Source organism: Moorena sp. SIO3E8, from assembly GCF_010692445.1.
Classification (GTDB): Bacteria; Cyanobacteriota; Cyanobacteriia; order Cyanobacteriales; family Coleofasciculaceae; genus Moorena; species Moorena bouillonii.
Map to the genome: position 1 here is coordinate 157,898 of NZ_JAAHHM010000003.1, position 19,034 is coordinate 176,931.

The 19,034-nt window shown below is 43.4% G+C and carries 17 protein-coding genes; 9 read left to right on the forward strand and 8 right to left on the reverse strand.

Going from position 1 to position 19,034, the window contains the following annotated elements; all coding sequences use genetic code 11:
- Positions 1-709: 709 nt before the first annotated feature.
- Positions 710-1,660: a class I SAM-dependent methyltransferase gene (locus tag F6K46_RS02200; protein WP_293058393.1), complete on the reverse strand. Its 951-nt coding sequence runs from the start codon at positions 1,658-1,660 to the stop codon at positions 710-712.
- A gap of 186 nt (positions 1,661-1,846) precedes the next feature.
- Here F6K46_RS02200 and F6K46_RS02205 point away from each other — a divergent pair, with 186 nt between their 5' ends.
- Together F6K46_RS02205 and F6K46_RS02210 are read left to right on the forward strand one after the other, a co-directional pair.
- Entirely contained in the window at positions 1,847-3,583 is a 1,737-nt protein-coding gene (locus F6K46_RS02205) for a hypothetical protein (protein ID WP_293058395.1), read from the forward strand.
- A gap of 557 nt (positions 3,584-4,140) precedes the next feature.
- A complete protein-coding gene (locus tag F6K46_RS02210; RefSeq protein WP_293036834.1) occupies positions 4,141-4,575 on the forward strand; it encodes a helix-turn-helix domain-containing protein in 435 nt (144 codons plus the stop codon).
- Here the strand turns inward: F6K46_RS02210 and F6K46_RS02215 are convergent.
- The 4 genes from F6K46_RS02215 to F6K46_RS02230 all read right to left on the reverse strand — a co-directional run bounded on the left by F6K46_RS02215 (position 4,553) and on the right by F6K46_RS02230 (position 6,931).
- Positions 4,553-4,855: a hypothetical protein gene (locus F6K46_RS02215; protein WP_293058397.1), complete on the reverse strand. Its 303-nt coding sequence runs from the start codon at positions 4,853-4,855 to the stop codon at positions 4,553-4,555. The two genes, F6K46_RS02210 and F6K46_RS02215, sit on opposite strands and share 23 nt — an antisense overlap.
- A gap of 81 nt (positions 4,856-4,936) precedes the next feature.
- Entirely contained in the window at positions 4,937-5,518 is a 582-nt protein-coding gene (locus tag F6K46_RS02220; RefSeq protein WP_293058399.1) for a Uma2 family endonuclease, read from the reverse strand.
- Between the two features lie 114 nt (positions 5,519-5,632).
- Positions 5,633-6,214: a Uma2 family endonuclease gene (locus F6K46_RS02225; protein WP_293058401.1), complete on the reverse strand. Its 582-nt coding sequence runs from the start codon at positions 6,212-6,214 to the stop codon at positions 5,633-5,635.
- 6 nt (positions 6,215-6,220) lie between these two features.
- Positions 6,221-6,931 (reverse strand): SOS response-associated peptidase, encoded by a 711-nt coding sequence (locus F6K46_RS02230; RefSeq protein WP_293058403.1) that lies wholly within the window; start codon positions 6,929-6,931, stop codon positions 6,221-6,223.
- A gap of 207 nt (positions 6,932-7,138) precedes the next feature.
- On the opposite strand from F6K46_RS02230, the gene F6K46_RS02235 reads away from it, so the two are divergent.
- On the forward strand, positions 7,139-7,345 hold the full coding sequence (locus F6K46_RS02235; protein WP_293058405.1) for a hypothetical protein: 207 nt from the start codon (positions 7,139-7,141) through the stop codon (positions 7,343-7,345).
- Here the strand turns inward: F6K46_RS02235 and apcB are convergent.
- Together apcB and F6K46_RS02245 are read right to left on the reverse strand one after the other, a co-directional pair.
- Positions 7,326-7,835: an allophycocyanin subunit beta gene (gene apcB, locus F6K46_RS02240; RefSeq protein ID WP_293025858.1), complete on the reverse strand. Its 510-nt coding sequence runs from the start codon at positions 7,833-7,835 to the stop codon at positions 7,326-7,328. The genes F6K46_RS02235 and apcB overlap by 20 nt on opposite strands.
- Positions 7,836-8,028: 193 nt before the next feature.
- Positions 8,029-8,205 (reverse strand): hypothetical protein, encoded by a 177-nt coding sequence (locus F6K46_RS02245; RefSeq protein ID WP_293058407.1) that lies wholly within the window; start codon positions 8,203-8,205, stop codon positions 8,029-8,031.
- A 714-nt stretch (positions 8,206-8,919) separates the two neighbouring features.
- Between F6K46_RS02245 and glnA the strand changes: the two genes are divergently transcribed.
- The 6 genes from glnA (at position 8,920) to F6K46_RS02275 (ending at position 16,700) form a co-directional block, all read left to right on the forward strand.
- Entirely contained in the window at positions 8,920-10,341 is a 1,422-nt protein-coding gene (gene glnA, locus F6K46_RS02250; RefSeq protein ID WP_293058409.1) for a type I glutamate--ammonia ligase, read from the forward strand.
- A gap of 327 nt (positions 10,342-10,668) precedes the next feature.
- Positions 10,669-11,568: a ferritin-like domain-containing protein gene (locus tag F6K46_RS02255; protein ID WP_293058411.1), complete on the forward strand. Its 900-nt coding sequence runs from the start codon at positions 10,669-10,671 to the stop codon at positions 11,566-11,568.
- Between the two features lie 262 nt (positions 11,569-11,830).
- A complete protein-coding gene (locus F6K46_RS02260) occupies positions 11,831-12,334 on the forward strand; it encodes a YbjN domain-containing protein (protein ID WP_070396130.1) in 504 nt (167 codons plus the stop codon).
- 81 nt (positions 12,335-12,415) lie between these two features.
- The gene (locus F6K46_RS02265; RefSeq protein WP_293058413.1) at positions 12,416-13,225 is read left to right on the forward strand and encodes a lipoate--protein ligase family protein; all 810 of its coding nucleotides are present in this window, start codon (positions 12,416-12,418) and stop codon (positions 13,223-13,225) included.
- A 606-nt stretch (positions 13,226-13,831) separates the two neighbouring features.
- Complete coding sequence (locus F6K46_RS02270; protein ID WP_293058414.1) at positions 13,832-15,139, forward strand: response regulator; 1,308 nt, start codon at positions 13,832-13,834, stop codon at positions 15,137-15,139.
- A gap of 304 nt (positions 15,140-15,443) precedes the next feature.
- Positions 15,444-16,700, forward strand: coding sequence for an ATP-binding protein (locus F6K46_RS02275; protein ID WP_293058416.1), 1,257 nt, complete (start codon positions 15,444-15,446; stop codon positions 16,698-16,700).
- Positions 16,701-16,832: 132 nt separating this feature from the next.
- Here F6K46_RS02275 and proS read toward each other — a convergent pair whose 3' ends face one another.
- Positions 16,833-18,644: a proline--tRNA ligase gene (gene proS, locus F6K46_RS02280; protein WP_293058418.1), complete on the reverse strand. Its 1,812-nt coding sequence runs from the start codon at positions 18,642-18,644 to the stop codon at positions 16,833-16,835.
- Positions 18,645-19,034 lie beyond the last annotated feature (390 nt).

A 19,034-nucleotide genomic window follows, 5' to 3' on the forward strand; every position in this document is an offset into this window, starting at 1 on the left:
ATAGTGCTGCCCTAAATTCTGCCCGTGCTTTGGTCTAACCGGCTTTGGGCGCTGATTAGACTTCGCCGGATTTGTCAGCGGATTAGGGCAAAGGACAAAGAGATTAGATTTGAGTCTACCCCAAACCTGTTGATGCCAAAATCCCAGTATGAACAATAGGTCTTGGGCAATAGGTCTTGATCAACCTCAGTTTTATCTAAGAAATTGGCTGGTGTTTTGAGAATTAAGGAGAATAATTCAGAAGTTATTGGGAGAATACATAGCTTAATTGCCCATTAAACTCTGATTAATTCCAAATTAACTATAAAATTCAGTTATTATGGCTACTGACTCCTGAATCGAAGCTCCTGACTCCTGGATAAATTCGGTGATGTCGAACTCAGGTTGGGCAAGACTAGGATACTCGAAAACCACCTGGACTTAATTCACAAGATTTTTACTTTTTTTTCACAAATCACCAAATCTTCACATTTAGTTTAAAAAAGCTTTCAAAAAATTTGGCTAGTCTTCATCATAAATTTATTAAAATTCTACTGATTTTTTCATATCCTTACTTATATAACCTAACTGGGTTGTTTTTACAGCACCTTTGAACGGCACAGGAAGCTGCAAACAGCGAGTCAATCCCAAATGGACTAGTTTGGGATTGACTCGTAATTATCACTATTAGCCACTGCATCAAGAGGAATTGCTACAAACCACACTCACCTCAACCAGGTTTTGTAGCAATAATAGTGCGGTGACGAGGATCGCTGGCTACCGTAGTCTGATAGTCAAAACCAACCTTAATCATCGCCCCTTCCACATCAAAGCTGTAGTAGTCATCACTCCAAGGTTCTGTACTTTTCATCAACACAAACAGTGCAGGGGGCAGATTCTGGATGACTGGGGAGGCAGGATTATTGTCTACAACACCAAGGCAGCCACCAGGTCTTAGAATCCGTAGCACTTCCGAAAAAATTCCCTCTGTTGCTTGGCGCGGTAGTTCGTGGATCACAAACTGTAAGGTGACCACATCAAAGGAATTGTCCGGTAAACCGGTGTCCTCTCCTTTGCCATGGATCCATTCTGATATTTCTGCTGTCTCATCCATTGTCTTGGCCACAGCCAGCATATAAGGGGATAAGTCTAACCCAACGGTGCGGATTTTGCCCTTTTTGATCCTGGAGTAGTAGCGGTGTAGCGTAATGGTAGAGATGCCCACTGAGCAGCCAATGTCTAGGACATCTGTCACTATCTCGGGATTATACTCTCCTAGTACTTTATGAAAACTACTTCGTAATCGTTCTTGTGCCGAAAGCCAAGTGAGTTTTTCTTTCGGCCAAATCCTCAACCCCATAGCCTGGGTAGCACTGGCAGCTTCAAAGGCAGCTTCCCAGCATAGGTTTCCCTGGTCATAAGCATGGAAAGGGACTTTGTAGTAGTCTGGGTAGACTAGGCTAGGGTTAGTAATCTCGCATAGTAAGGTCTTCGCTCCTGATTTTTCTAACTCCTGGTAGTTTTTCCGCCACTCAATCCCATTTTTTTCTGCGGTTTTAATTAGCACCTGCCTGGCCTGGTGTTGCATCACCTTGTAGATCGGCTTGGTGTCGATCAACAGATTAACGAACCGGGAGAGTAAGTCATCCCCCGCCCAGTCTGGTTTGAGCTTGGTCTTCATCAGTATTCAAAAATTATCCCAATGATTAGCTCATCTAATTATTTCATAGGGGTATTATTGCGCGGTATTATTCCTCTGCCCCAGCACCGATTTCAGTTCAAGTAACTAAACAGTGGCATCAACAATAATAAAGTAGTGTGGGAGAACGTTACGTTTATTCCTACCTACAAAGAGAATTAATGGCTAATGATTCTTAACCACCCAAAATCCCAAGTGGACAAAAGCTGGAGTAGTTGGGTCATAGTTCTATTACTGCTGGTGTGGATAGCGATCGCAGCAGGTTTACGGTTTACCTATCTGGCCGGAAAACCCCCCTGGTCAGATGAATTTGCCACCCTAGTGTTTAGCCTGGGCAATAGTTTTCGGAGGGTACCGCTGGATCAGGTGATTACCTCAGATACCCTCTTAGCTCCCCTGAAACCGAACTCTAGTGCTAGCATCAATTCCGTTATTAATAACCTAATCACAGAGAGTAATCACCCACCACTGTACTTCGTCCTCACCCATCTGTGGCTGAAGCTGTTTCCAGGCCATGGGGAATTGGTATCCCTGTGGGTAGCGCGATCCTTGAGTGTGCTACTGGGAGTGATTTCGATTCCAGCCATGTTTGGGTTAGGTTGGTTAGGGTTTCGCTCTTCCCTGGTGGGTCACTTCGCAGCAGCACTGATGGCTGTTTCACCCTATGGCATCTATCTGGCCCAAGAAGCTCGACACTACACTCTAGGGATTCTATTAGTTATCGCTTCAGTCAGTTGTTTGGTGTACGCTACGCGATCGCTTCAACGGCAGACTCCCTTGCCGATTTACATAGCATTAATCTGGGTTATTGTCAATAGCTTGGGCATAGCTGTCCATTACTTTTTCGTCCTCGTGATCGCAGCTGTAGGACTGGTAATGCTTGGGTTGCGGATTGGGTCAGGGGGTTCAGTGTTTTCTTGGAAGTACTGGTGGCGAATTTACGCAGTAGCGGTCGGGACATTAATGGGAGTCTTAGTTTGGCTGCCAATTTTGCCACGCCCCTCCAGTAATCGTTTGACAGAGTGGGTTCACCAAGACACAACCCTCAGCAATTTGCTCGAACCTTTAGCTAGACTGTTCTCTTGGCTGATCACCATGGTAGTGATGCTGCCAGTAGAAGGGCAATCCCTACCGATTATGGTCGCCTCTGGACTAGTAACAGTAATATTAGTAGTCTTGATAGTGCAACTGTTGCGTCGAGGACTCAGAATTCAGAGCTTACACTCCCAGACTAAGTTCATGACTCAGATTTTGGGCGGATTTGTGGTGGGAGCGATCGCATTATTCTTATTATTCACTTACGGTCTTGGGATTGATTTGACCTTAGCCGCTCGTTACCAGTTTGTCTACTTCCCCATCGTAATTATGTTACTAGCAGCAAGCTTTGCCAGTTGTTGGAGAGCTGCCCAAGGGAAAGATCAGCAATGGGTAGCACTAATCCTGTTGATGGGATTGGTAGGTGGAGTCATAGTCGCATCCCATGTGAGTTACCAAAAAGCCGATCGACCAGATCTTGCGATCGCTAAAATATTAGAGATTAGTGATTCCCAGTCTCAATCCCTTCCAGTCCTGATTGCCACAGTTCACAAAAGCCATGAACAAACAGGAGAAATCATGGGCTTAGCTTGGGAATTGAACCGTCGCAAAGTAGTTGATACTGCTATTAATTCACCCCAGTTTCTCTTGGCACATAAAGACACCGAGCCAAGGGTGGCTACAGAAACGCTACAAAAAACTGTGGCTCAACTGCCGAAACCTTTAGAATTGTGGGTAGTCAATTTTTCTGCCTCTGTTGAGTTAAAATCCCAAGGTTGTATTAAGGATAAACAATCTATATCTAAAGTCCCTGGTTATCGATTTCGACGGTATTACTGTCAGAACTATAGGGCTGGAGCCAGCGAATAAGCGAGAGTGGTAAGCATTCAGCATAAGCGCTACGCGCACGCTACGCGAACAGCATTCAGCTATCAGCATTCAGCTTATGTGCTACGCACACGCTACTTGAGGTGCTATCAGTAGTTGGCCAACGGCTGACGCCTGACGCCTGACGCCTGACGCCTGAATGCTTACGTGTGGGGATAGGGTGGAGACGGGAGATCTAAGAAGTAGTTTTCGATAATTTGCTATAGTTATAGATATTTTTGCTTATTTTTATTCTACTTTATGCACAGACATCAGCAATTTTGCTAAACCATTATTACTAGATTCAACACTTAATCTTGAATACTTAGTACTTAATCTTTAATCTTTAATACTTAATACTTAATACTTAATACTTAATGCTTAATCTTTAATAATCTCTGTTCCCTGTTCCCTGTTCCCTGTTCCCTGTTCCCTGTTCCCTGTTCCCTGTTCCCTGTTCCCTGTTCCCTGTTCCCTGTTCCCTATAAAACTTGGCAATTGCTGTAATTGTATGGTATATTTTGGAATAAATTAATAGCGCTAGAGTAAGTTGTCCGATCATGATAGATACCACCCAAGCCGCCTATCTCCTAGGTATTTGTCCTCAACGAGTTCGCCAACTCCTTAAAGAGGGCAGAATTCAAGGAGCCGAAAAAGTGGGTCGCTTTTGGCGGATTCCCCTATATAACGGTATGCCCAAGATAATTCCCGGTAGCCGTGGACCACAAGGCTCCTGGAGAAAACAGCCCAGCAAATCGATGACTCACATCTACCTCAACGAAGAAGTACTTCAAAAGAATCAACAAAACCATACAACAGACCCAGTGATTACAGTTAAACGGGGTAATCGCGATATCAACTGTCATTATGTAGAAATCAGCGGGCCATCCCGGTTAGTCTATCGACCCGAATCTCCCAAGAATGGTGGTGCCACCCTTTGGATAGAGGTTGAGCCTAATGTGGAGGTTGTAACTAAAGTTTTTGGTCAGTATTAACATCTTCAGAATTAAGCTCAACCACTTGTAGGGTGTATCCTCTTTGCTTAGCAATCCGCTTAGCTTTGGCTTGGGCTTGACTAGAGGAATCAAATTTTAGTGCTCCCCCTGGATGAGGACACCAATTTAACCGTTCCATGCCACCTAATAACTCTAATGAAGCTAGGTAATTAGAGCTATTGGATTCAAATAATACGTACCTAGCTCGGGATGAAGTTCTGTTAGTACCGTCGTGAGATTCTTGGCGACGTTGTTGTTTTAGTTTTGATGCACGACCCATAGCAGACCTCTAAAAAACTAGTGTTGAATTTTTAAAAAATTATCATTCCGGGGGCAAGTGATTATTGACAAAAGCAGAATCCTAGGTTGACCAAAGATAGTGCAAATCCAAGACAAACCCAGGCAAAACCTCCTCCCCTGATAAAGTCTTAGGAGACTCCAACACCTCCACCACTTGTCCTGGTCGATAAATTTCCACTTGCCGTGCTTGAGGATTAATTAACCAGCCCAGACGTACCCCATTTTTTAGATATTCCTCCATCTTGGCTTGAGTCACCGTTAACCGATCACTTGGAGACATTAATTCTACCACAAAATCCGGGCAAATCGGTGGAAACTTCTGGCGTTGCTCTGGTTTAAGTGAATCCCAGCGTTGTTGTTTAATCCACGCTACATCCGGAGAACGGTCAGCACCATTAGGGAGTTTAAAGCATGTCGAAGAGTCAAAAACTTTACCTAGCTTAGTTCGTCGATTCCAAATACCTAAATCGATGATGATTTCAGCATTATGGTTACCAGTTTCTCCGCCAGTAGGTGACATAATAATCACTTCTCCCTTGGCATTGCGTTCAAATTTAATCTCCGGGTTATTTCGACATAACTGATAAAATTGGTCATCGGTCAGTTCAATAATAGAGTTTAAACTTACTGTAAAAGCAGTCATAATAGTGATTTTGGTTAATTATCTAACAGCTTTAACGGCAAATATTGCTCACATCTTGCTTACTTAAAAAAAAGCAATGCTTGCTACGAGCCGCTACGCGAACGCACAATAATCCTAGGTTGACCAAAGATAGTGCAAATCCAAGACAAACCCAGGCAAAACCTCCTCCCCTGATAAAGTCTTAGGAGACTCCAACACCTCCACCACTTGTCCTGGTCGATAAATTTCCACTTGCCGTGCTTGAGGATTAATTAACCAGCCCAGACGTACCCCATTTTTTAGATATTCCTCCATCTTGGCTTGAGTCACGGTTAACCTATCAGTTGGAGACATTAATTCTAGAACAAAATCGGGGCAAATCGGTGGAAACTTCTGGCGTTGCTCTGGTTTAAGCGAATCCCAACGTTCTTGTTTAATCCACGCTATATCCGGAGAACGGTCAGCACCATTAGGGAGTTTAAAGCATGTCGAAGAGTCAAAACAAACCCCTAATTTAGCTTGTCGATTCCAAATTCCAAAATCAGTAGCTAGTTCAAAATTTTGTTTACCAGTTTCTCCACCAGTAGGTGACATAATAATCAGTTCTCCCTTGGCATTGCGCTCAAATTTAATCTCCGGGTTATTTCGACATAACTGATAAAATTGGTCATCGGTTATTTCAAGAATAGAGTTTAAATTTACTGTAAAAGCAGTCATGGTAATTTAAAATGTATAATGGTAGTGACTATTGGACTTATTATTAATTTCCACAGGTATGATACACTCAGGACTACTATTTCTGACATTATTCACAGTAGTGCTAACGGGATAAACACTCATCTTCTGGGCATCATAGGTAATCAGTAGTGGCTGCAATAGCTCCCGTTGACTTACCTGATGATGCAGCCATAAATCATAATCACTAGGTTCTAATATCACTGGCATTCGATCATGGATCGGACTGATAATTTCATTAGCTACTGTGGTTATAATTGTACAAGAAACAATTATCTCACCCGCTGGATTTTTCCAACGTTCCCAAAGTCCTGCAAAAGCAAACGGACGCTTATCTTTCCTCTGGAAATACAACGGTTGCTTCTTGCCATCCTTTCGTCGCCACTCATAAAAACCATCCGCTACAACCAAGCAACGCCGACGACGAAATGCACTGCGAAATGCTGGCTTTTCTGCTACCGTTTCTGCTCTAGCATTAATCAGCTTTGCACCAATTTTAAGATCCTTTGCCCAACTAGGAATTAAACCCCAACGAAACAATTGCCATTGTCGCTCACTATCGTTTGAGGGGTTTAAGACTGTTGCTACCAGCTGAGTAGGGGCAATATTGTACTTAGCCTCCTCAGTTGGCACATGATCTAAATTCAAAGCTCGCGCTAGGCTTACCCCTATCGTTGTCAGCGTGAATCTACCACACATACTGGACTTTAATTAGTATCTATGTACTATTTTATAAGCCAGTTATCCGTCCTGAGTGCTACAAACCAGCAAGCCTGTATTAAGCGTTCGCGTAGCGTGGCCTACGGCCAATCGCAATTAAATCAGTAATTCAATTATTTGTGGCTGGACGCTCTCGCCAGTTTGTTAGTTTCGTCCCTTACTGGAGCAGCGTTCAAGTAATAGACCTTGACAAAATTAGCAATTAAATCAGCAATTACCCGATTCCCGATTCCCGATTCCCGATTCCCGATTCCCGATTTCCGATTCCCGATTCCCGATTCCCGATTCCCGATTCCCTGCGCGCAGCCCTATAGTACGGGCAACCAGTCTGGTCACCCGTACAACCGTCAACTCTCAACGAACCATCAATGTCTTAAACATCTGTTTCGCTAAACTCACGATTCATGTGGTCAAAAGGCTGATCAACAAATCCGATATTCCCGATACCAGCTTCTGTTGCCATTGCTTTGACCATATCTTTCATAATCTCAATCCCACGCACCGTTGGACCGATTGGCACACCTAGGGAGTTATAGGTTTCCCGCAACCCTTGTAGAACCCGCTCATCCAGGACATTGGTATCACCAGCAACTAGGGCATAACTAGCATAGCGCAGGTAATAATCCAGATCTCGTAAACAAGCAGCATAACGACGAGTCGTATAAGAATTGCCACCTGGACGCAACAGTTCAGGAACTTCCTCATACAGTTGTGCTGATGCTTGCTTGACAATAGAAGCAGCATTGCCATTGATTAAAGTAGCTACAGCCACCCGAGCGGTGCCAGTTTCAAAGTAAGACTTAAGTGAATCGATGGCATCCCGATCTAGGTAGCGACCTGAGCTATCATAATTCCTAATCAAGTTTGTGACTAAATCCCTCATTAAATTATTCTCCCAACAACAATCTTGATAATTTTGATTTACTATTGGTGTCTTCCCTAGATTTAGGGCGAGAACTCAACAGATACAGAGCGCTACATTATGCGCCCCACAGGAGTTAAACAGCAAGTTGAATGTGTGCTCAACTCCAGACGCTATAATTGCCTGGAGCTAAGCGTATACATATCTTTCATCACTAGATTGTACCGTGTTGCTTGTTGCTTTCATCCTGAATCCTCCTATAGGATTGGGGGTTGCCCACCATAGATGTGACCTTATAGTTGAGCAAGACACTCCCAGAGGGGGGAAACAGGGAAACTAGAACCGACCGACCAAATGCTCCCACTAACCCCATTGCCCATATAGAGGCCATATAGAGGGATTTAGGCAAAACCTGCCACTAACCAGAGCCTAGTCTTGCCATGGGCTCCCTTGCTGAGCAGACAAAGACCTTCTGTTGAGCCTTTGTGCGAGCCTTTTTGCCAACCTGACTGAGTCTAGAAGTCGAAAATTTAATTTTTTATTCATATGAGATCCGTACATCTTAGGACATTCTGTATTGTTAGATACATAATCTCCTACTTTCTATCCCTAGGATGAGTCAGGAATCAGGGAACTACAACTTTTCACTGTTCAAGGGAAAAGCCAATCAAGATGCTTTTATGGGGGGGTGACATGCAAGCTGAAATCATTACTGGGTAATAATTTCAGCCCATATGTTACAAAAAGATACATTCTGTTTTGGGTTGACATTGGACTATGTTATAAGGGTTTGAGCTTGCCATTAAATGAATCGAGAGTTAATTTGGGACTAGATCTTACATGAATTATTGGCCTTAAAGCCTTATATAGCAAGCTTTTAATGGCTCATGTCACCCCCTCAGGATGCTTTTAAGGAAATCGTGCTCCTTGAACCACTCGCAAAAAAAGTATCTCCCCACGAATAACTGACTCGGATGCTTACCTAGCCAGTCCTCGGTTTGGGAAAGGTTAAGTGTAGCCAATTTTGGTAGATTCACGTGCCTCAAGTAATTTTCTAAAATTGTTTCTTTGTAAACAAACGTAAAGCTGTTCAAAGGAGTCATTCATGCCTGAAACCCCACAAGAAGTCTTGAAAATGATTCAAGACGAAGACATAAAAATCATCGACCTTAAATTCATTGATATGCCAGGGATCTGGCAGCACTGCTCGTTTTACTTTGACCAAATAGAAGAGAGTTCCTTTGACGAAGGAGTTCCCTTCGATGGTTCAAGCATTCGGGGTTGGAAAGCAATCAACGAATCTGACATGGCAATGGTTCCTGATCCCACAACGGCTTGGATCGACCCATTCATGAAAGAACCAACCCTGAGCATGATTTGCAGCATTAAGGAACCGCGTACAGGGGAGTGGTACAGCCGCGATCCTCGCAGCATTGCTCAGAAAGCCCTTGACTATCTGAGCAGCACTGGCATTGGGGATACCGCCTTCTTTGGTCCAGAAGCTGAATTCTTTGTGTTTGATGATGTTCGCTTTGACCAAACCGAGAGTCAGTGCTACTACTATGTAGACAGCGTTGAAGGTCGTTGGAATTCTGGTCGAGAAGAAGCAGGTGGTAACCTCGCATATAAGCCTCGCTATAAAGAAGGTTATTTCCCTGTTGCCCCCACGGACACCCTGCAAGACATGCGTACCGAAATGCTGCTGACTATGGCAGAGTGCGGTGTACCCATTGAAAAGCACCACCACGAGGTGGCTACAGGTGGACAGAACGAGTTGGGTATCCGCTTTGGCACCCTAATTAAGGCTGCTGACGATCTGATGATTTATAAGTATGTCATCAAAAATGTTGCCAAGAAGTATGGCAGAACTGTCACCTTCATGCCCAAACCAATCTTGAACGACAATGGTTCCGGGATGCATACCCATCAATCTATCTGGAAGGATGGAGAACCCTTGTTTTGGGGTGATGGTTACGCCAACCTAAGTAAAATGGCGCTCAATTACATCGGTGGTTTACTCAAGCACGCCCCGGCTCTGTTGGCACTTACCAACCCCAGCACCAACTCCTACAAGCGTCTGGTACCTGGGTTTGAAGCGCCCGTGAACTTAGCTTATTCCCAAGGTAACCGTTCAGCTTCCATCCGCATTCCTCTGTCTGGACCCAATCCCAAGGCGAAGCGGTTAGAGTTCCGTTGCCCTGATGCAACCTGTAACCCCTATCTCGCCTTCGCCGCCATGCTCTGTGCTGGTATTGATGGCATCAAGAACGAGATTGAACCCGGTGATTCTCTGGATGTGGATATTTACGACCTCTCTCCAGAGGAATTGAGCAAAATTCCATCAACCCCCGGTTCTCTAGAGGATGCTCTGGCAGCCTTAGAAAAGGATCATACCTTCTTGACTGAATCAGGAGTATTCACCGAAGACTTTATTACCAACTGGATTGAATTCAAAATAGACAACGAAGTCAATCCCATGCGGTTGCGGCCTCATCCTTACGAGTTCGCACTCTACTACGATGTCTAGTACTTTGTCAATGGTTAACTAAGACCATTAGCCATCCTTAAGGGTGGCTTCTTTATTTATGTCTGACTCTTGATTAATTAGTATTTCAGATCGCTCACAATTTAGGAATAGGTATGATCCCACTGTTTTTAGATTGTTTGAGATTGATGTTATTACTGAATCAAACTTTTGGCTACTGGTAAGGTCGAGTAACTTCTTATTATTACAGACTACAGTAGACTGGGGGTATGTTCGGTGAAACTCAGAAATAATTCCTGTTGCCAATTCAACGACCGTTCCCCTATCGGGTCAGACGTCGGTTTGGTGCGAGTATAGCTAATAAAATCTATGACAGTTGCATATCCTCACAAATCAAACAATGGCATGGGTGCCCGTGAAATCTTGCCACATGTGGTACGCGATCGCAAACTTCACCTGGTCATGCTCAACCGCTATCGCTACAACGAACAACACAGTTGCCTAGATCTCACGGATTTGGTAGAAAAGCTGGATGGTCAGCCAAAAGAACTGGTGCGGGATCTATCTCATCACATTGCTGACGAAGCTCGTCATGCCATGTGGCTGACTGACCTACTCATGGAACTGGGAGCAGATATTGGTAAGCCCCCTGGAGTGTCCTACATCAAGGAATTTGATCGACTAATCGACCAGGAAAGCTATAAACAACAAGGAAAGCTCAACGATGGACTGATCGCTGGTTTGGCCGCGATTAATGTCACCGAAAAACGCGGATGTGAGTACTTCTCAGCCCACATCAAAGCATTGAAAGAGGCACCAAAAACTAAAGAAAATATTAAGATTATCAAAACCATTGAACGGATTTTCCCAGAGGAAGTTGGTCATGTCCGTTGGGGGAATCGGTGGTTGGCACAAATTGCCAAGAAAAGCCCAGAACATCGACAGAAGGTAGAACAGGCAAAGCGCCAGTATGTAGCCATAGAACAGGCGGCTTATGAATCTGGTATAGATCTGATGGCAGGTGCTGAACTCCGCCGAATCAATAACTTGCTGGAGGTTGCCAATACCTTGCCAGTGTGGGAACGTCCTCAGTACCTGATCGAGCGCTTACCCCAAACCTTGCTAGCCCCTGAACTACAAATGACCAGGATTCAGGTAGCACAAAAGGCTTGGCAGCAAGATCCACAAGGGTTTATAGAAAAATTTGTGCCAATGTTTTTAAAGGGTCTCAATCAGGTATCTAAAAATCAGCAAAAAGCAGTCTCCTAGAAAATTGGTCAAGTAATCAGAAGCTGAGCAAGTGCCTTTGTTAGTGTTTCGATCTCTCAAAGGTAAAATATAAGAAAAGGGTTCAAGGAAAAAGGTTAAAGAAAAATCATCTTTTACCCTTGACCCTTTCCTTTTTGCCTCTCTCACCTAATTCCATGTCTCGACCCTTGATTTAAGAAAATTAATCAACGTGTCAACAAGCATAGCTACAGGTGATACTGGGTCTTAGGCAAACCCCAAGACCAGCACAGAGAAATTGATTATGACAAACCCACAGCCGAATCCTGACACTCTATCTAGTCAAGACTTGTCAATGGCAGAAATCGTTGCCAGTGAGTTCAACCAGACTATGACTGCCGTTAACTATGTCGAAAACATTGAAACGGTCATCTCCAGCCTGGAACAAAACAATAGCGCTATGGTAAGCCACAGTGAAGAAGGCTACTTGTGGAAGTTTCAGTACGGTAGCGTGGAAGTATTCGTCCAGCTCACTGGTTCCACAGATGATGACACCTTTACAGCTTGGTCTTCTGTGATGCATCTACCTGCCAAGGACGAGGCAACATTGATGCGCAAACTCCTGGAAATGAACTGGTATGACACCTTTGAATCCCGCTTTGCTATTGTTGAGGATCAAGTTGTCGTGTTATCCACGCGAACTGTTGCTGAATTGTCCCCAGGGGAAATTTCTCGCGCCATCACCGTGGTAGCCACTATCGCCGATGACAATGATGACTTATTACAAGCTGAGTTTGGTGCGGCCTAAAATCTTCTGATACAAGATGATGTTAGCACACAGGTGAAGGATAAAAGTTAAAACATACCAGTTCGAACAAATCAGCCAACAATGGCATTGTTTAATACTTCAGACTTACCACTTAAGACTTCTGATCGTTCAGACTTACCACTTCAGAGTTCATCCTGGCGTTTAATACCCTTACTACAGGCATCAGGGCGGCTTCAGATGGCCATTGACCAGTGGCTACTAGCCCAGCACCAACGGGGAAAACATCCCCCAGTATTGCGATTTTATACCTGGGCATCACCAACCATCTCTCTTGGCTACCATCAACGCCGTTGGCCTGAGTTCTGGGAACAACTCACTTGGGCATCACAACCAGTAGAGCTGGTAAGGCGTCCCAGTGGTGGTAGAGCTGTGCTACATCAGGGAGATTTGACCTATATGGTGGTTAATTCCGGGTTGACTGGTAAACGTCTTGATGCCTATCACCAAATTTGTGAGTTTTTGATTCAGGGGTGGCGCTCCCTTGGTGTAGAGTTGCACTATGGTTCAGCAGGACAGGGGTATATTAACAATCCCAACTGTTTCGGGACTGCTACTGGTGCCGATTTAGTGTTGGCAGATGGTTCTAAACTGATTGGTAGTGCTCAATTGCGCCGTGGTAATGTGATTTTGCAGCATGGCTCAATTCGCTTAGAACCAGATGCTGGACTGTATACTCACGTGTTTGGGGAAGCGCCCCCTCCCTTTAATCTACCCATGGCTCAACAGGGAGATGCCTTAATAAACATTGTGGTGGATGCCCTAACTCATGCTGCTGCCGATTGTTTTGGTGTGGAGTTGGTAGAGAAGCCTTTATCAAATCAGGAGTGGCAAGAAATTCTGGCTTTGGTAAATAGCCCATCAGATCAATAGTCCATCAGAACAAATCTGGTTGAACACCCATAGTTAAGGCTGATGGGAAAGCAGACAAGCAGAGGTTTTTATCATGGGTAATCATCTATAAATGATTGGCCGAAGGCCTCCGCTGCGCGAACAGGACTTAAGCAAAAGTAGGTAACAAACTCGCTTATGTCTGAAATTACTCCCAGAAATGACTTGGGCGTGATGACTTGTAAACTCCGAATCTTGTTCCGAGCCAAATATACTCCTGGCTCGTTTCTCAATCTTTGACAATAACTGCCATAAATACCGCCTCCTGTCAGTATTTTCCCTGAGGGTAAGTTCAAGGTAAGTTTATATAATCCTAAACAAGCACCTTTTTCATTAATAGCTTCAAGTATGCACCAGCACAGATGAATCAGGCTACCCATTTTTTTGTCCGGCTTAGGGTTTGTTAACTTTAATAAGTTAACTCATTTATCCAAATCAATTCATAATCACTAAAATTTATATAATTATAACTCTATTTTTTTGATTTGAAGAAACAAAATTATAATTAGACATGGTAAAGGTAGCATAAATTATAGATATTTTTAAATTTATGAGTAAATTAATTTGTGTTGATAGGATCCTGAAGCAGTGACATACGATCAAGACAAAAATCTCATCTTAGTTGTAGATGATACACCCACCAATTTATCAGTTATATCCCAGGCTTTGCACAATGCTGGCTTTACGGTTGCTGTGGAAACAGATGGTGAAAGCGCGATTGAACAAGTTAACTATAATCAACCCGATCTAATTCTATTGGACGTAATGATGCCAGGAATTGATGGATTTGAGACTTGCAAAAGACTAAAGGCCAACCCCTCAAATCGAGACATCCCGGTAATTTTTATGACCGCACTGACTGACACAGTTGATAAGGTCAAAGGTCTTTCCATCGGAGCCGTCGATTACATCACCAAACCGTTTCAACAAGACGAGGTATTGGCTAGAGTAAGGATACATCTACAAATAAGAAATTTGACTAGAACCCTTGATGAGCAAAATGCCCGTTTGAAAGAAGAAGTTGCGGAACGTGCGGCGGCGGAAACGAGGTTAAGTAAAACTTTCCAACAGCTTAAGGAAGCCCAAGAGCAAATTATTGCCACAGAGAAACTAGCATACCTCGGCACCTTAACTGCAGGGGTTGCCCATGAACTTAGGAATCCTCTCAACTTTGTCAACAATTATGCCGAAGGTTCGATGGAGTTAGCTGAGGAACTCATCGAAGAATTTAAAATCCAATTAGAGCATATAGAAACAACAACAGCTAGCTATATCAAAGAAACCTTGACAGAACTGCGAGACAATTCTCTCGCTATCAAACGTCATGGTCAAAGAGCCGAGGGCATCATTCAAAGTATGATGCAGCATGCTCGAACTGACAGTACTCAACTCCAACTGACTGACCTCAATACTGTATTAGCCCAAGCTATCCAGTTGGCTTATCACAGTGTTCGTGCCAAGAATCATCACTTCAATGTCACGATTAAAACTGACTATGATGATTCCATTGGTCAACTGGAGTTGGTGTCTAGTGATATTAGTCGTGCCTTCATTAACATTGTCGAAAATGCTTGCTATGCCCTCCAAAGCAAGCAGAAAAACATCGGTGAACCATTTACCGCCATGCTTTGGGTGAAGACATTGCGCTTAAGTGACTCAGTAGAAATTCGGATTGGTGATAATGGTACTGGTATCCCGCCTGAAATTAAGGAGAAGATATTCCATCCTTTCTTTACTACTAAACCTACGGGAGAAGGAACAGGCTTAGGATTATCCTTAACCTATGATATCATCATTGGACAGCATAGAGGAACACTCAATGTGGACACTAAATTGGGAGCTTATACGGAATTTATAATTTGCCTACCCTTAAGGAATTTAGACAGCAGCAACTGACACTCCTTTGGTCATCATATATTCACAAACCAGTAAACATAATTAAATAACTTTACTACTCTAGACTGTTACTTAATTAAGGGTTAATGGGAATTATATAGATATATCACGTCCGGTATTTTTAGTAGTGTTCATAATAAACGTTTTTTTGGTAATGGCTAATCGGTCATGGCTAATCGGTCATGGCTAATCGGTCATGGGTAAGAACAATTCCCAATTCCCAATTCCCAATTCATTATTTTTCTTATTACCCATTACCAACTATTAAAACTAAGTGGTAATCCTCAAGGGGAGATAAAATTACATGGCATTTTCAAAAAAAATCATCCTTGTTGTGGATGATGAGCTGGAATTAGAACGTCTCATAAAACAGCGACTTAGAAAACGGATCAGAACTCAAGAGTTGGACTTTTTATTTGCGCATAATGGCTCTGAAGCGCTCGACATCCTAAAATCCTCAAAACGAATAGATCTGATCTTAACTGATATCAATATGCCTGAGATGGATGGTCTTACTTTGCTAGGGTTTATCCCTGAAGTTGACCCAACACTTAAAGCAGTGGTGGTATCAGCTTATGGGGATATGAAAAATATTAGGACAGCGATGAACTGTGGTGCTTTTGATTTTCTGACCAAACCAATAGATTTTCAGGATTTGGAAATTACCATCAATAAAACCCTAAAGTTTGTCGATCAAGTTAGAGATCAACAGCACCAAATCCGACAGGCTCATAAACAGCGTCAACTTTACTTGCAGGAGCTAATCAAAGCTAAAGAAATAGCTGAGAAAGCTAACTATGCTAAGAGCCAATTTATAGCCAACATGAGCCATGAGTTTCGCACGCCTCTAAATATCATTATTGGTAATAGTGAGTTATTACAAGCTCGGGCTCAAAAGTCGGATCCAGAATACTTTATTCCCCGGCTAGAGAAGATTCAAAACTCTAGTTGGCATCTGCTGAATTTATTTAACGACATACTTGACCTATCGAAAATGAAAGTAGGTGAGCTAGAAATCCATGAAGAAAAGACTGAGATATCCTCATTGATTGAAGAACTGATAACCAATGTGCGTCCTTTATCGGAAAAAAACAAAAATACCTTAGAAGTAATCTATTTGAACAACCCTGGCAGAATCCGTACTGACCCCACCAAAATGCGCCAAATCCTGCTTAACTTGCTCAACAACGCTTGTAAATTTACAGAGCATGGAACTGTTAAATTGATAGTCAAAAAGAGTGATGGCACAGCAGAGATTGACGATAAATTTAATTCACCATCTACAATTATTCCTGATTTTGGTCAACACCAAAGAACTAAACCATCAATCACATTTCAAGTCAGTGACACCGGTATTGGCATCAGTCCAGAGCAACATTCAAAGATTTTTGAACCCTTCACTCAGGTAGATGAGTCGGACACCCGCAAGTATGGTGGGGCTGGCTTGGGTTTAGCGATCGCAAAAAAACTCTGTCATCTGATGGGCGGTCAGATAACTGTGGACAGTGAATTGGGTAAGGGAACGACCTTTACCGTTTCCCTACCCATAGAATGGCTTTAACACTAATTAGTCATTAGTCATATTCACGCTTGATGCTTATCCTTGTATCATTCAACCTTGGCCTTTCGGCCACGCTACGGAACCTGCAACCTTGGCCTTTCGGCCACGCTACGGAACCTGCAACCCTCAATCCTAAACCGTACTTAGAGCTGTATCAATCCACTGCTTTAGGGTGGGTAGCACTTCCTCAAGGGAGAGTTCTGTCGATTTGTGGGTAGCCCGTTCCACCACTTCCACTTTGCCATCTTTAAGCGATCGCCCAGTCACAATCCGGTAGGGAATCCCAATTAAATCAGCATCTTTGAACTTGACCCCAGCTCGTTCGTTGCGGTCATCAAGCAGGGTTTCGATACCTGCTTCATTGAGTTGAGTGTAAAGTTTTTCTGCTGCTGCCATCTGCTGGGTATCTCCCACATTGGGGATCGTGATAATCACATGGTAGGGTGCGATCGCAACTGGCCAGATAATCCCATCCTTGTCATAGGATTGCTCTACAGCTGCTTGAGCTAACCGAGACACTCCCACCCCATAACAGCCCATACATAACGGAATTTCTTCTCCTTGCTCACTGGTGTAAGTAGCCCCCATCACAGATGAGTATTTCCTCCCCAACTGGAAAATATGGCCAACTTCAATTCCGCGAGCGCATAAGAGGGTTTGATTCGGGTCATGGATGGCGCGATCGCCTGGACTCGCCTTACGGACATCCACCACTAGCTTCGGTAACTGGAATTGCTCACCCCAATTGGCACCAACTACGTGATAGCCTGACTGATTAGAACCAGTAGTAAAGTTTTTCAGTTCCACTGCTGTTTGATCTACCAACCGCAAAAACTGAGGCGCAATATCTTTAGCTGGTTTGATGTAATCATCTGCCAAATCAGGTGCCATGTAACCCAAAGGTAGAGGTTTCGATGCCCATTTTTCCTGGGTAGCCACCTCTGGTACACTCAGGGCTAAAACCGTTGTGGCATCGTATTGGTCTGCCAATTTCACCAATTCATTTTGTAACTTCACCTCATTTACATCTTGATCCCCCCGAATGCTCACCAAAACCAACACCGTCATGCCGTTGTCATAGACAATTTGGTAAAGAACATTTTTAACCACATTAGTGGCAGAGCACTTCAGGAATTGACAGAGGGTGTCAATAGTTGAGGTGTTTGGAGTTTCTAGTTTTTCATAAGTGTTATAGGGTGAGGGCTCTAGGTCTGGTGGTAAGGAAACTGCTTTTTCCACATTGGCAGAATACTTGCCATCCTCCGTGTAGAGAATCTCGTCTTCCCCAGCATCAGCCAGAACCATAAATTCTTGAGAACCCGAACCCCCAATCGCCCCAGAGTCAGCCTCAACCGCTCTAAACTCCAAACCACTGCGGCTAAACATATTTCGATAGGCTTGATCCATCGCCTGATAAGTCTTTTTTAGGCTTTCGTGATCGGTATGGAAGGAGTATGCATCCTTCATAATGAATTCCCGTCCCCGCATCAGGCCAAATCGGGGGCGAATTTCATCTCGGAACTTAGTTTGAATTTGATACAGGTTTAGAGGTAATTGCCGATAGGAGCGAATCATGTCCTTAGCAACAGTAGTGATTACCTCTTCATGGGTTGGTCCAAGTCCCAATTCCCGCTTTTGTCGGTCAATCAGAGCAAACATAATGCCCTCAGCTTTCGTATAGGTGTCCCAACGACCCGATTCTTTCCACAGCTCAGACGGTTGTAGCTGAGGTAGTAGACACTCTTGAGCACCTGTGGCATCCATTTCCTCCCGCACAATCTGAGAAACTTTTTTCAGGACACGCCACATCATGGGTAAATAGGCGTAGATGCCACTGCCAATACGTCGAATATAACCCGCACGGAGCAAAAGTTTATGGCTAGGGATTTCTGCTTCCACTGGGTCTTCCCGCAGTGTCACCAACAGCATCTGAGACAGTCGCATTACTTACTTCCTTTTTAGACCAAACTACCATTATCTCATCAGTTTAAAACTTTCATCAACAGTATGTCAGCCAGGATTGACAAACTATTCACCCTCTGAGAAGGTATGTGATTATAGGCTAGTTTCTAATTTAATTTAAATTAGCAGAATCGTGGTTATAAACCTTTCAACTCACGAAGTTTTACATTTCCTTGGTTTAATGAGTAAACAGGTTACCATCGGAGCTTTAAAAAAGTAAGGTTTGTGGTGATGCTATTGTTCAGGTTTTTTTAAAATACCGATTTCTTTTATATTAATAGCTTTAACCTCAACCTAAATTATATAAAATTAACTATAAAGTCAATACTAAATCTAAACATATAAAACTAATTTTGCAGTTTTTTTTAATCA

Bases quoted from the DNA above. Each gene is read 5' to 3' on its own strand.
- F6K46_RS02245 (WP_293058407.1), bottom strand. From the start codon at position 8,205: ATGGCCTCTATATGGGCAATGGGGTTAGTGGGAGCATTTGGTCGGTCG.
- F6K46_RS02210 (WP_293036834.1), top strand. From the start codon at position 4,141: ATGATAGATACCACCCAAGCCGCCTATCTCCTAGGTATTTGTCCTCAA.
- F6K46_RS02215 (WP_293058397.1), bottom strand. From the start codon at position 4,855: ATGGGTCGTGCATCAAAACTAAAACAACAACGTCGCCAAGAATCTCAC.
- F6K46_RS02205 (WP_293058395.1), top strand. From the start codon at position 1,847: ATGATTCTTAACCACCCAAAATCCCAAGTGGACAAAAGCTGGAGTAGT.
- proS (WP_293058418.1), bottom strand. From the start codon at position 18,644: ATGCGACTGTCTCAGATGCTGTTGGTGACACTGCGGGAAGACCCAGTG.
- F6K46_RS02200 (WP_293058393.1), bottom strand. From the start codon at position 1,660: ATGAAGACCAAGCTCAAACCAGACTGGGCGGGGGATGACTTACTCTCC.
- F6K46_RS02255 (WP_293058411.1), top strand. From the start codon at position 10,669: ATGACAGTTGCATATCCTCACAAATCAAACAATGGCATGGGTGCCCGT.
- F6K46_RS02230 (WP_293058403.1), bottom strand. From the start codon at position 6,931: ATGTGTGGTAGATTCACGCTGACAACGATAGGGGTAAGCCTAGCGCGA.
- F6K46_RS02225 (WP_293058401.1), bottom strand. From the start codon at position 6,214: ATGACTGCTTTTACAGTAAATTTAAACTCTATTCTTGAAATAACCGAT.
- F6K46_RS02260 (WP_070396130.1), top strand. From the start codon at position 11,831: ATGACAAACCCACAGCCGAATCCTGACACTCTATCTAGTCAAGACTTG.
- apcB (WP_293025858.1), bottom strand. From the start codon at position 7,835: ATGAGGGATTTAGTCACAAACTTGATTAGGAATTATGATAGCTCAGGT.
- F6K46_RS02220 (WP_293058399.1), bottom strand. From the start codon at position 5,518: ATGACTGCTTTTACAGTAAGTTTAAACTCTATTATTGAACTGACCGAT.
- F6K46_RS02275 (WP_293058416.1), top strand. From the start codon at position 15,444: ATGGCATTTTCAAAAAAAATCATCCTTGTTGTGGATGATGAGCTGGAA.
- F6K46_RS02265 (WP_293058413.1), top strand. From the start codon at position 12,416: ATGGCATTGTTTAATACTTCAGACTTACCACTTAAGACTTCTGATCGT.
- glnA (WP_293058409.1), top strand. From the start codon at position 8,920: ATGCCTGAAACCCCACAAGAAGTCTTGAAAATGATTCAAGACGAAGAC.